Annotated in this window: 11 protein-coding genes and 1 tRNA gene; 4 read left to right on the top strand and 8 right to left on the bottom strand. The window is 63.4% G+C overall.

Going from position 1 to position 12,189, the window contains the following annotated elements; translation table 11 throughout:
* Positions 1-83: 83 nt before the first annotated feature.
* Positions 84-159: transfer RNA gene (locus H5T73_07345), tRNA-Asn, on the top strand.
* A 229-nt stretch (positions 160-388) separates the two neighbouring features.
* Here H5T73_07345 and H5T73_07340 read toward each other — a convergent pair.
* On the bottom strand, positions 389-532 hold the full coding sequence (locus H5T73_07340; protein ID MBC7247576.1) for a hypothetical protein: 144 nt from the start codon (positions 530-532) through the stop codon (positions 389-391).
* A gap of 120 nt (positions 533-652) precedes the next feature.
* The gene (locus H5T73_07335; protein MBC7247575.1) at positions 653-1,567 is read right to left on the bottom strand and encodes an alpha/beta hydrolase; all 915 of its coding nucleotides are present in this window, start codon (positions 1,565-1,567) and stop codon (positions 653-655) included.
* A gap of 303 nt (positions 1,568-1,870) precedes the next feature.
* Between H5T73_07335 and H5T73_07330 the strand changes: the two genes are divergently transcribed.
* Positions 1,871-2,635, top strand: coding sequence for an enoyl-CoA hydratase/isomerase family protein (locus tag H5T73_07330; GenBank protein MBC7247574.1), 765 nt, complete (start codon positions 1,871-1,873; stop codon positions 2,633-2,635).
* 214 nt (positions 2,636-2,849) lie between these two features.
* Here H5T73_07330 and H5T73_07325 read toward each other — a convergent pair whose 3' ends face one another.
* The 6 genes from H5T73_07325 to H5T73_07300 all read right to left on the bottom strand — a co-directional run bounded on the left by H5T73_07325 (position 2,850) and on the right by H5T73_07300 (position 10,566).
* Positions 2,850-3,809 (bottom strand): MBL fold metallo-hydrolase, encoded by a 960-nt coding sequence (locus H5T73_07325; GenBank protein ID MBC7247573.1) that lies wholly within the window; start codon positions 3,807-3,809, stop codon positions 2,850-2,852.
* Positions 3,810-4,037: 228 nt separating this feature from the next.
* On the bottom strand, positions 4,038-5,309 hold the full coding sequence (locus H5T73_07320; GenBank protein ID MBC7247572.1) for a DUF2130 domain-containing protein: 1,272 nt from the start codon (positions 5,307-5,309) through the stop codon (positions 4,038-4,040).
* 268 nt (positions 5,310-5,577) lie between these two features.
* Positions 5,578-6,768 carry a glycoside hydrolase family 3 protein gene (locus H5T73_07315; GenBank protein MBC7247571.1) on the bottom strand — a complete coding sequence of 397 codons (1,191 nt, stop codon included), beginning with the start codon at positions 6,766-6,768 and terminating at the stop codon, positions 5,578-5,580.
* A 186-nt stretch (positions 6,769-6,954) separates the two neighbouring features.
* Positions 6,955-8,139 (bottom strand): 4Fe-4S binding protein, encoded by a 1,185-nt coding sequence (locus H5T73_07310; GenBank protein ID MBC7247570.1) that lies wholly within the window; start codon positions 8,137-8,139, stop codon positions 6,955-6,957.
* 289 nt (positions 8,140-8,428) lie between these two features.
* Entirely contained in the window at positions 8,429-9,256 is an 828-nt protein-coding gene (locus tag H5T73_07305) for an SDR family oxidoreductase (protein MBC7247569.1), read from the bottom strand.
* A 125-nt stretch (positions 9,257-9,381) separates the two neighbouring features.
* Entirely contained in the window at positions 9,382-10,566 is a 1,185-nt protein-coding gene (locus H5T73_07300; protein ID MBC7247568.1) for a 4Fe-4S binding protein, read from the bottom strand.
* 596 nt (positions 10,567-11,162) lie between these two features.
* Between H5T73_07300 and H5T73_07295 the strand changes: the two genes are divergently transcribed.
* Together H5T73_07295 and H5T73_07290 are read left to right on the top strand one after the other, a co-directional pair.
* On the top strand, positions 11,163-11,387 hold the full coding sequence (locus tag H5T73_07295; GenBank protein MBC7247567.1) for a hypothetical protein: 225 nt from the start codon (positions 11,163-11,165) through the stop codon (positions 11,385-11,387).
* Between the two features lie 190 nt (positions 11,388-11,577).
* Entirely contained in the window at positions 11,578-11,850 is a 273-nt protein-coding gene (locus H5T73_07290) for an RNA-binding protein (protein MBC7247566.1), read from the top strand.
* Positions 11,851-12,189 lie beyond the last annotated feature (339 nt).

Raw genomic sequence — 12,189 nt, 5'->3', positions numbered from 1 at the left:
GTATCATATAATCTGAAGCCGGCCCGAAAACGCTCGGCGCGTAGGGGCGTGAAAATCGCATAGAGTAGGCAAAAAAGTGGCGTTCCCCGGTAGCTCAACCGGTAGAGCGGGTGGCTGTTAACCACTAGGTTGGGGGTTCGAGTCCCTCCCGGGGAGCCAGCAAAGCAGGCGAGGCCCAGCGGCCTCGCCTTTCACGTTCTTGCCCGCCAAGCGATTGATTGAAAACTCATGATTGCCATACGGACCAGGCTTTCCCGCTGAATGCGCAGATCCCGGTTTCTGCCTCGCAGACTTCCACAAGCCACAGGAGCGATCGGCCTGAAGGGCCTCCTTGGCATCGCTCTCTCCGGTACCCGATACTGCGCGAGCAAGAAAGGCGATCCCCGCCCTAACCGCTTCCTTCCGCGATCCAATGCAATATCGTGTCCAGGGCCAGGCGTGGATTGCCCACGTTGCAACGGCTTTCCGCTTGCTCCTTCTCGGTGAAGAGCATGAAGGTGAGCGACCTCACGTTTACCGGGCCGTCTATCACCTTCTTGTAGAAGCCGCATGGGATGAAGTGGTCCCTGGTCGAGCCCAGTAGGAGGAAGTCCTGGGTGATGCGCGCGGCTATATCCAGGATCTGGTATTTTCCCGCCCTGGCCGGGGCGGTTCACCCGGCTTTCGCCCCAACTTTCTCCCGGTAGAACCTGCCAATCCTTTCCAGGGCCTCCCTGCTTTCCGGGACCAGCGGGGCGAAGAACTGCCACACGTGGAACATCCCTTCCCGGATATCCAGTTTCACCGAAACGCCGGCTTCCTCGGCTCTCTCCGCCAGCCTCCTGGCATCGTCCAGCAGGATCTCGCTTGTGCCCGCCTGGATGAGCAAGGGTGGAAGCCCACTCAGGTCCGCGTACAGGGGCGAGGCCAGGGGATCCCTGGGATCCGCGTCGCCCAGGTACGAGGCGGCCATCTTGCGGATGATCCACTTGTTCAGCATGGGGTCCCTCCAGCCCACGGTCCCCAGGCTCTCACCCGTGCCCTCCAGGTCGGTCCAGGGGGACAGGAGCATGGCGGCCGCAGGGAGTGGTTCGCCCGCATCCCGCAGGGAGACCAGCGTCGCGGCCGCCAAGCCCCCTCCGGCGGAGTCGCCCGCTATGGCGATGTTCCCGGGGTCGTATCCCTGCGACAGCAGCCACCTGTACGCCGTCACCGCGTCCTCGACCGCGCAGGGGAACCTGTTCTCGGGCGCCAGGCGATATTCGATCAAGAGGGCGCGGCACCCGGCGGCGGAAGCCAGGTGGGATACCATGTTGCGGTAGGTCCTGATGGAACCGATGACGTACCCGCCTCCATGGAGATAGAGCAGCGCCCGTCCGCTCTCCGCGTCGTCGGGGATCAGCCACTCCGCGGGTATTCCCGGCACCGCGGCGTGTTCCCTTTTCACCCCCGCCGCCCTGATCGAGAACAACGGGACGACGTTGGAGAAAAAGAAGCGCTGGTACTTCACAGGGTAAAAAGCCTGGAAGAGGAGGATTGATGTCAACCTGGCCAGGAGCCTGGCGACACGAAATCTCGCGCTCGGCATCAGGTCACCTTCTTTCTCGAGACAACGGGAACGCCTGCCTTCGATGATCCACCCGCCCGCGCCGGGAACCGGCACGGAAAATATTCTACCACCGGGCGTCGCCCGCATGCACGGCATGCGCACGGCATGCCCCCCGGTTCTCTGCTGGTGGAATACTTTTTCGTTTTCTGACTCGAAGGGGAAGGGCGCCGACAGCATACCCCGGAGAAGCGAAAGGCGGGTTTGAGCGTCATTCCCGCCCGCGAGATGATAGGATACATAGCAGCGCGGGAAATGAGTGAGGATCCGTTAAGGGGGGAGAAAATGGGATTCCGGGCGATCCTGTATGAGGTCAAGGACGACTACTCCATCATCACCCTGAACAGGCCCGAGAGGAAGAACGCTATCTCTCTCGAGCTTACCGAGGAACTGGGCCGCGCCATCGACGAAGCCGCGGCCGACCAAAGCCTGCGCTTCATCGTCCTGACCGGCGGAGGCGATATCTTCTCCTCGGGGGCGGATTTCGGCGATCCGGTAAAGGCGATCACCATGATCAGGCAGGAACTGGACGTATCATCCGGCAATTCCGTCGCCATCAAGCTCACTGATTGCCCCAAGCCGGTCATAGCCGCGGTAAACGGCCATGCCCTGGGCCACGGAGCCGAGCTCGCCCTGATGTGCGATATGATCATCGCCGCGGAGGAGGCGGAGTTCGGCTTCATCGGCCCCACGAGGGGGGTCACCTGCCCCTACGCCATGATCCGGCTGGCGGATGAAGTGGGGCGGGCAAAGGCCAAGGAGCTCATCATGACCTGCGAGCGCATATCCGCCCGCGAGGCCTTGCGTATCGGACTGGTCAACCAGGTGGTGCCACGGGAAGACCTCATGTCCGCGGTGGAGGCCATGATAGGCAAGATGCGCAGGGCGGCCCCGCTGGCGGTCAGATTCACCAAGGAGGCCATCAACCGGGGCCTGGGCGGCTACGAATTCAGCGCCGAGAGATTCGAAGCCATAATCACCAGCAAGGATGCCGTAGAAGGCGCATTGGCCTTCATGGAAAAACGCGATCCGAAATGGAGCGGCGCATAGGGCCCGCCCTGGAAGCGAAGTTCTCATTGCTGCCGAACACCCTTATGCGCGCCGTGTCACCCCGCCTCTCCTCCGGGAGCTGCTGCCCCATGTCCGCCGGTCGGGGGATGAAGCGCCTGGTCGCGAAGGGTCGCCTGGGCACGAGACCGGTGGAGAAGCGCCGCCGTGCAGCTTTTCAAGATGCCGAAATCGATCAGCCATGTAGCCATGGGGATCACTGGGAAATGTCCGTCGAGCTTATACTCCTTCCCGCCCCAACCTGGATGAAGCAGCTTCCGAAGGCGTCGCGGAAGGCCCGCGTAGCCATGTCCCCCGTACAGTGGCAGGGGCCGGCATACTGCACCCCCAGGGCTATGAGTCTGGAGATGGTGGCCTCCACCTCTCCGCTGCCGGCGCCGCCGAGGTGGAATCCCCCCATGACCGCGCAGACCTCCTCCGAGCAAACCTCCCCCGCTTTCCCGGCCAGCTTCACCACGCCGGGGTGGGCGCAGCCGGTCACCAGCAAGAGGCCGGCGCCGCTGCGGATAACCAGCGCCTGTTCCCTCACCTCGCCGCCCATCTCCCCGGTGGTCCAAATGCCCTCGCAGATCCGCTGGGCGCCGGAAACCTCCACCAGGCGCGAGCAGGATAACCTCACCGACTCCTTCAGCCCTTCAGGGCAGGAGCCGGGTAGATAAACCTCGAGACCGGGGTTTGCCCGCAGGAGGCGAGAGAGCCCGCCGGTGTGATCGCTGTGAGCATGGGATATCACCACCGCGTCAATGATCCCCGGATCGATGCCCAGGCGTGACATGTTGCGGAGAAGCATATCCCCATCGCCCCCGGTGTCGAAAAGTACCGTCTTCTCCCTGCCCTCCACCAGGCAGGCGAAACCCCACGCGGCTTCCAGCCCCTCGAGGTAGGGGTTGTTGTCGTACACCACCGTCAGCACGACGGCTTCTTCTTCCCCTTCAGCATCGGGCATAACCTCTCCCCTTTCTTCCGAGACCGATCCCTCTTCGCCAGGAGCCGTTTCACCGTCCTCCAGGAGCGGTTCCCCTTCCCCGGGGGTCGATCCTCCTCCCTCCCGGGCTGAACCGCTGCTCCCGGCCCGTCCACATCCCGCCAAGAAGCCCATGGTGGCGATGATGGCGAGAGCCAGGAAAGCGCACACCACGCAACGCACATCATGCATCTATGCCCACCTGCCTTGGTTTCATGCCCTGGACCCCCGGTAACCTGAGCGTACGGAAGCCGGCGGCGATATCGCCGGACCGCGCCGCCTCCATGAGGGCGGCGTATGCCGTCTCGGCATCCCCTTTTTCATAACGGAGATGAGAAACACCCACAAGCCCACCTTGAGGGTACACAAAAAGAGTGCGGGGAGGTTTGGGTGTCACGGGCGCAGGGGACTGCCTGTTTCCTACAGCACCACCTCGCCTTCCTCCGGGTCGTCAGGGGCGGGGGCGATGGCCTTCAGGTCCAGGGCCTCGAGCTCCGGCATGGAGGCCCCGATGATGCCCTGCATTTCCCCGTACATGGCGGCCGTGCTCGCCAGGATCCTCTGCATCTGCTTCTCCCGCTTCTTCCATATCTTCTGCATGGCCGTCTTTTCCCTTTCCAGGTCCATGTGCATGGCCCGCAGGGCTTCCACCATCGCCTCCACTCTCTGGCGGAACTCCAGCCCGGAGAGGTAATCGTAGAGGAGCTCCATCTTGTGGCCCTTTCCCACCTCCGCCTGCCTCGCGGTATATACCTGAATGAGTCCGGCCCGCAGGGCGGTGGCCAACCCGGTGAAGGAGGGGTAGTCGCAGACCCAGATCCTATCTCTCAGGCCGATGCCCTTGATGTCCCGGGGAAGCACGGTGCTCACTATCACCGCGATGTCCGCATCCGCCTCCCGCTGGTCTTCCCTGAGCTTCTCCAGCCAGCCGTCGCTCCATGCCTTGGTCCTCTTCGCCTCCCAGAGTATGGCGCCGCATTCCCTTCCGGCGTCGTCGCAGACCACCTGCAGTATGTCCGCTCCCTTCCTGCCCGTCGACACGGCCTCTATGCGGTCCTGGGGGAAGCTCACCCTGAGCTCCTCCTCCACCTGCCGCTCCAGGACCTCCCCCTGGGCCTGCTGGGAACCCTGCTCCGCCCTCCGCTTGAGCTCGCCTATCTGCTCGGTGAGGTTCCTTATCTTCTCCTCGTAATCCCTCTGCCGCAGGACGAACTCCTCGGACACGCCCCTGCGTATCGCCTCCTCCATGGATTTCCTCTCCCGGTCAAGGCGCCGGGCGATCTCCAGCTCCATGGCCTCTTTTTCCTCCTTGAGCTTTCGCTGCTCTTTTCTCAGCTGGAGCTCCGCCTCCAGCATCTTCTTCAGCTTCTCACCTTTTTCCTTGAGCTCCTCCTCCAGGTTGTTGAGCTCGAGCTGGAATTCCCCCCTGACCTTCTCCCTGGCAGCCTTTTCCAGGTTTTCCTTCTCCAGGGCCAGCCTCTTCGCCACCTCCTCCTCCACGCGTCCCGCGGCTTCCCGCAGGGCCGCTTCCCGCGAAAGCAGGTCCTTCTCCTTATTTTCCAGTTCCTTCCGCTGCATGGCCATGCGGGCCTGGAATTCCCTTTCCATCTCCTCCCTGATGCGGTGGGAGATGGCCTCGGTCAAGGGTATCTCGTACCCGCACTGGGGGCAGGTGATCACCTGTGCGTCCACGGCGCACCTCCTTTGGTATCGCCATCCTTTGCCTGCAGCCACGCTACGTATTTTACTTGCCGGTGGCGACATTCCCGGCAACGCGAAAAGCGCGCACGGCATGCACGCAAGGTGACGCGCGGATCGCGCGCCGGCGTGACATGTCCCGGAGAAGCATGTTCCCGCCACCCCCGTTGCGGAAAAGCGCGGTTTCACCCTTGGTCCCGGCAGATCATTCGCATGGGAGCCGGCGACGAAGGCACCGTTCCCGTTTACTCCCGAATATAGATCATCGCAAGTCAACTCCGGCCGTGGATCGAGGACACGATCCCCCGCTCTGACCCCCGTGCTGGGGTCGGAGTCTTTGCTTGAGGCGGAGGATACCGGCAACGTGGGCGTCCAGCTCCTCTTCGGTGATCTCGCCGCTGCGCGCCGCCTCCAGGAGGGCGGTGTATGCCGTTTCGACATCCCCTTTTTCATAACCGGAGATGAGCAGCACCTGCACGCCCGCCTTGCAGGCATGGACCACGGTGCTCCCTAGCCCGTAGGCCTCCTTGAGCACCTTGCTGGCGAGGTCGTCGCTCACGACCAGGTATTCGCCGGCCACCTTCTCCCTGAGGAAGGCGATGCAGGAGGGTGAGAGGGTGAAGGGGACTTCCGGATCCAGCTCGCGGTAGATGACGTTGGCGGTCATCACAAACTCCGGGTCCGCGGCGGCCGCCGCCTGGAACTGCGAGAATTCGGGAAGGGAGGGCACCACGGCGAGCCTTTCGTTCTCGGGGTCGTAGTCGATGCCGCCGTATCCCGGGAAGTGCTTGGCGCAGGAGAGGATGCCGCCGTCCCGCTGGCCTGAGATGGCACTTTTTCCCATCTCGCCTACCTCCTCCGGGCCTCCACTGAAGGTGCGCCGGTGGCGGGTGAGGAAATCCCCGCGCACCCCCAAGTCCAGGACCGGGGCCAGGTTGAGGTTGATCCCCACCTCCGCGAGGCCCCGCGCCCTGGCGAGGGCCATCCGGTAGGCCTGTTCGGGATCCGCAACCTGCGCCTGGGGCACGCGGTCCTCGAGCCACCCCAGGCGCGAGACCTCCCCTCCCTCCTGGTCCACGGCCACCAGGAGAGGGAGGCCACTGTCGGCGTGCGATAGCTCCTGCAGGTCCGAGATGAGCCTTTTGAGCCGGCCTTCATCGACGATGTTCCGAGAGAAGAGGACCACTCCTCCGGGGTGCACCTCCCGGAACAGCCGCTCGATCTCCGGGGTCACCTCCGTGCCCTCGATGCCCACCAGGAAGAGCTGCCCCACCTTCTGCTCCAGAGTGAGGGCGTCCAGGGCACCGTCGTCACCGCCACTGCCGCCGTCTTCGCCCCCGTTTCCGCCCCGAGAGGATCTTCCGCATCCGGCCGGTGCGGCACCCAGCGCCAGGACAAGGGCGAGCACGAGAATCCCGCGAAATCGCCTGTATCTCTCATGCGTCGTCTTCAATTCAACCCGCCATGTTTCATTCTTCGCAACACGTTCCCGCTGATGACGCGTGCAATTCCCGACGCAGATGCGGGAGCGGCGCCACGCATGGTGACGCGGGGCGATGATCGCCTTCCCGCGTGGAAGCTGCTATATACGGACGAGATAAGGAGAAGCCTTTCCCGCCGCTTATCTCCATCAAATCGTTCAGACCATCCCCTTTTTCGCCATGTAGCTTATCACCGGCTTTGCCAGGCGCAGTTTATGCATTGCTTTCCATAATCTCATGAAGGTAGCAAGGGAGGCTCTATTCATCAGCCACTCCGCCTTTCCCAAGGGAAGTCCCCGCTCACCGGCAACCCGGGCGAACATGCCCAGGTAGGTGGGCGAGGGTTCCCCTGCCCCATGCTTGGCAACCAGCGACACCGCTCCCTCCGGACACTTGGACACGCAGAGACCACACCCGATGCACCTGGCCGTGTCCACCTCCATGGCGTCCCCCTTTTCTACTATGGCTTCCATCTGGCAGCGCTCCAGGCAGGTCCCGCAGGCGCTGCATGCCGCGGTGTTGATTCTCGCCTGGTAAGACGACTGCACGTGATCTGCGGGCCGCTGGTGCATCTTCAGCCCCTGCAGCCAGTGGCAGCAACAGGCGCCGCACATGCACATCCCTATGGCTTCACGGGTATTGGTCGGTGCCAGGACCAGCGCGGTCTCCTCCGCCTCGTCGATGATCCTCAAGGCCTCGTCCTTGCCGATCCTCCTCCCAAAGCCATTGTCAATCCTCCACTCCGCCACGAAACCGAAGCTCAGCTCCGTCTCGATGCTGTGCTCGCATTTCCGGCCTGCCTTCTCATTCGAGACCCGGCAGGGACATGGCGTGACGGCTATGATGTCCTGTTTCATGACCATCTCCCGAAGCCGGTCATACGTGGCCACCGCCGGGGTGGCGTCCACCGCCTCGCTCACCGGCACCACACGCATCTGCCTCTGCGTGGCAAAGGCAGCCATGAAGCCCGAGCGCTCATGATAATCCAGGCAGAGCCTTGCTGCTTCCGAATCTAATCCGTAGGCCAACAGCTGCTCACCGAACCCGGTCATGTACTGCAGGGCCATGTAAAGCTTCCTGTCCCCGGTGGGAACGGGAAGGATCAACCCCTTCCCCGCCATGGATTCGAGGATCTCCTCCGTCTCCTGCTCCGGTTTCCCGCAGCGCCACGCGATCGCTGACGCCGGTTCAGGAACCGGTTTCATGTGCAGCTCGACTTCTGCCTCCTCGGGTGTGAACATCCGTTTCAGGTACTCGATGTCCAAACCGCCGGCTTCGGGCGGGAAACCTCCCGGTAATCCGTCCAGGAACTCTCGCAACCTTATATAGACTTCGTCAGCCATTTCAGCCATCTCCCTTCCCTCCCTGCCTTCCGAACCCGCGACTTCCTCATCGGCGCACATGTTCTCGCCGCAACCTGCCCTTACGGCATCTTCTACCGTCCCGGGAGGCTCACGTCATGGTAAGGCGCCGCGAGGGCTCTTTTCCGCAACCACGGAGAAATCCGTGACCCACGCTTACATTACCGCTATCTTTGACGCATCCTCCGCCCGCACCGCCCTTACCTCCTGCATCAACACTGGCGGCATCCATGCATGATGAATGCGGTTGCCCGACTGCCTCCACCCTCCCTCATCTGCGGGCTTTTCTTATCGCCCGCTCCATGACCATGTCCACCAGCCAGGGGAGGAAGCGCTTCACGCGGTAGATCATGCCGGCGGAGCCGGGGCCGATGAAGAAGCGCCCCCTGCGCATCCCACCGAGCAGGGCCGCGGCTACCTCCTCGGGGCGCATGATGCCGCCGCCCTCGCTCACCGCCACGGTCTCCGGCGGCTTGGTAAGGTTTTCCACGGCGAAGCCCGGGGTGTCGGTGTCGGGAGGGCAGAGGACGGAGACCCCGATGCCGTGGCGCCTGGCCTCGCTGCGCAGGGCCTCGCTGAAACCCACCACCGCGAACTTGGAGGCGGCGTAATCCGTGTAGCCGAAGACGCCCATGAACCCCACCACGGAGGAGGTGTTGACGATGTAGCCTCCCCTCTCCTTCATGTGGGGATAAAGGGCGGAGACGGTGTTCCAGGCCCCGTAGGCGTGTATCTTCATGCTCTCGTCGAACTGTTCGTAGCTTATGTTCTCGAAGTAGCCGGGGCGGGCGCGCCCGGCGCAGTTGATGAGGATGTCCGGGGGGCCGAATGCGGCCACCGCCTCATCCATCACCCGGGCGACCTGCTGGTGGTCGGTGACGTCCAGCTGCCTCCAGGCGAAACGCTGCCCCTCCCGCTTCCTTTCCCTCTCCATCTCGCCCACGGCGGCTTCCAGGCGCTCGCGGCCGCGGGCGAAGACGACGACGTCGCTCCCCTCCCGTGCCAGGAGCTTTGCCGCGGCCAGCCCGATGCCGCTCGATCCCCCCACGAGGTAGACTCTCTTGCCCTCGAAATCCCTGACCTTGACACGGCCGCCCATCTCGATCCTCCCTGTCCGAAGCAACCGGCACCTTTTAAATATACCCCAGACGTGGACGGGGCCCATGGACGGGGCCCATGGACGGGGCCTGACCCCAAAGATGGCGATGATGCCCATAAAGACGCCTAGACCCAGCCCCTCCTGGCCAGGAGGTTGACCACCGGGGTAACGAGGCCCGTTTTGTACAGGTAGGGCAGGACGCGCAGGAACACAGGTATCTTCGTCAGGCGCATCACGGGAGTCATCTTCCCGAAAGGCAACCCCCTTCCCCCCGCCACACCAGCAAGGTTGTGGAAATAATTGGCATATGGCGCAGGGACGTCTTCCTTGGTCACCAGCCTGACGGCTCCCGCGGGACAGGTGGATACGCAGAGCCCGCAGCCGATGCACCTGTCCCGGTCCACGCGCATGGAACCATCCGACTCGCGCAGGGCCTCCATCTGGCAGCGTTCCAGGCAGGTCCCGCAGAGGTCGCAGCTCGCGGGGTCGATCTCCGCGTAATAGGGTGAACGTATGCCCTCGGCCGGCCTCTCCTCGAGCTTCAGGGCACGCAGGACCCCGCAGCAGCAGGAACAGCAGCAGCAGATGTTGACGATATCCCGCGCGTTGGTGGCGTTCAGGACGAGACCCGCCTCCTCGGCCCTGTCGAGCACCGCCAGGGCTTCAGCGGCGTCGATCCTTCGGCCCAGCCCGTTCTCCACGTAGAGCTGGGCACCGACGCCGAAGGTCAGGCAGGTCTCGCTGGGCTTATCGCACTCCTCGCCCAGCAGGCCCTTCTCCCTGCGGCAGATACACGGTGCCACGGCGATGTCCTCATAGCGGGACACCAGCTCCCGCACGCGGTCGTAGGGCGCCACGCGGGATGCGGAGGGAACCGCCGCGCCCACCGGCACCACCCTGTATTGCTTGGGCAGGGTTCTTCCCGCGTGCTCGATGTATTCCTCGAACATCTCCGCCAGCTCGCGGTCGATGTCGTTAAGGTGGAACTCGTAGATACCCACCACGAAGTGTAACGCCAGGTAGAAGCGTTCCCTCCCGCCGAACACCCGCAGCACCAGTCCCTTCCTGGCCATGTCCTCCAGTTTCTCCGCGGCCTCGCTTTCTCCCAGCCCGCAGCGCCTGGCGATCACCCGCGCGGGCTCCGGGAAGAGGCGCAGCCGCATGGCAAGCTCGGCCTCCTCCGGGGTGAAGAGCTTCCTCAGCAACCGCAGCTCCACCCCGCTCTCCGTGGCGGGGAAACCGCTGGGCAGGCGGTCCAGGAACTCCCGCAGCCGCACGTAAACGTCGTCACCTGTCGCCACGTTCACCATCACAAGCCCCCCTTCCCCGCACAAGCATCGCATGGACTGCAACAATGCCGATCAGCCGCTATACGCGCCGCACGTCCCGTGTCGACCCAGAAACATGCCAGGCAAGTTCATCTTTTCCGTGGCCACCGAGACACGCACCCATATACATTAGATACGAGAAGGTGGGCGCAGGCAACCTCCGCATCCTTTGAAAGCCAACCTCGCATGAAGCGCCGTAACGTCATGCGTGCATCGGCACAGCCGGAAAACCCGTGGGGCAAATCGCGTTCACGGAGCGGAAACCCCGTCACCAGGCACATGGAGGGCGGCGGGGACCACGCCGGCTATACCTGAGCGAACGGCGGTAACGCGATTCGTGTGGTAGCGCATACCGTGGAAGTTCATCTCTATCAACCGCCACCGGGAGGTCAAGCCCCGCGGGGATGCATCACCCCTCCCGTCCACGTACCTACAGGCGGCGGAGGGCGATATCATAGTATGTGCGGTGAGGCGCGCCCGTTGGGGGTCGTGGGCCGCGGGAGGATACGCGGGCTGCGGGCGAGACGGGCCAAAGGGCGCAGGGCACGGATCGCCCGGAGCGAAGGGAGTGATTATCCTTGAGGACCTGGGGTATCTCCTTCGGCGAGAGGGAGCGCATGGAGCTGGAGCGCATCATCCTGGACCGCGACCGGGAGGCGGCCCTGGCCTTCCTGCAGGAAGTCATCTACGCCAAGGTGAAGGAGAGCGAGAAACCGGGGAGTTGCTTCCACGACACGGACAAGCCGGTGGACAAGCTCGACCGCCCGGTGGACAAGCACAAGAAACTGGGCGACTTCCGGTGACCTTTGCCCTTTGCCTGCCGGAAGCGGTCGCCCCTCAAGGCTCACCTAGCGGCGCTCTGCGCCACATGCCTTTACTTTATATCCCGGATTTAATTAAAATGTTGAGGATGCCTGCGCACGGGGGCATCTTCTCCGCGCTTAAAGGTTGTCGTTGCGGAGAAGGCTGAGAAAGGAGCTGAGACAGCGCAAGATGAACATCTACGTAGGAAACCTGAGTTACGGCTCGACCGAGGACTCCCTGCGGAACCTCTTCGAGTCGTACGGCGTGGTGGACACGGTGAGCATCATCACGGATCGTCAGACCGGTCGTTCGCGCGGCTTTGGTTTCGTGGAGATGCCCAACGAGGAGGAAGCCAAGGCCGCCATCGCAAGCCTGGACAACAAGGAGTTCGAGGGACGCGTGTTGAGGGTGAACGAGGCTCGCCCGAAGCCGGAGCGCCGCTCGAACTATAATAGCTGGTAAAATCCAGCAGACGATGGCTTGAAGCAACGGGGCGCTGCTTGCAGTGCCCCGCTACGCATAACAGGCCTTCCGGGTCGGGCTTGTTCCGCACCCTCAATCAATTTCGTGGGCTTGCGCTTTGCGCTTGCTCCCCGCACGGCAGTGCGCGTGCCCCGCGAGGCAGGGGTTCGCGCGCCCCGGGTCAGGACCGCCGGCAAGGCAGGTAAGTATTCACGGCGATTCACCGGCCGATACCGGCAGGTCTCATGGGATTTCCCCGCAGAGCGGCACCTCGACGCCTACCCCCTTCCCCTCGCTGCCTGTCCCAGCCCTTTCCCTTATACTATACGGAAGGGTGTT

Source organism: Actinomycetota bacterium, from assembly GCA_014360655.1.
Classification (GTDB): Bacteria; Actinomycetota; Geothermincolia; order Geothermincolales; family RBG-13-55-18; genus JACIXC01.
Note: the sequence above shows the minus strand (reverse complement) of the source record. Positions and strands in the feature narration are given on the sequence as shown.

Bases quoted from the DNA above. Each gene is read 5' to 3' on its own strand.
- H5T73_07290 (MBC7247566.1), top strand. From the start codon at position 11,578: ATGAACATCTACGTAGGAAACCTGAGTTACGGCTCGACCGAGGACTCC.
- H5T73_07310 (MBC7247570.1), bottom strand. From the start codon at position 8,139: ATGGCTGACGAAGTCTATATAAGGTTGCGAGAGTTCCTGGACGGATTA.
- H5T73_07305 (MBC7247569.1), bottom strand. From the start codon at position 9,256: ATGGGCGGCCGTGTCAAGGTCAGGGATTTCGAGGGCAAGAGAGTCTAC.
- H5T73_07335 (MBC7247575.1), bottom strand. From the start codon at position 1,567: ATGCCGAGCGCGAGATTTCGTGTCGCCAGGCTCCTGGCCAGGTTGACA.
- H5T73_07330 (MBC7247574.1), top strand. From the start codon at position 1,871: ATGGGATTCCGGGCGATCCTGTATGAGGTCAAGGACGACTACTCCATC.
- H5T73_07300 (MBC7247568.1), bottom strand. From the start codon at position 10,566: ATGGTGAACGTGGCGACAGGTGACGACGTTTACGTGCGGCTGCGGGAG.
- H5T73_07325 (MBC7247573.1), bottom strand. From the start codon at position 3,809: ATGCATGATGTGCGTTGCGTGGTGTGCGCTTTCCTGGCTCTCGCCATC.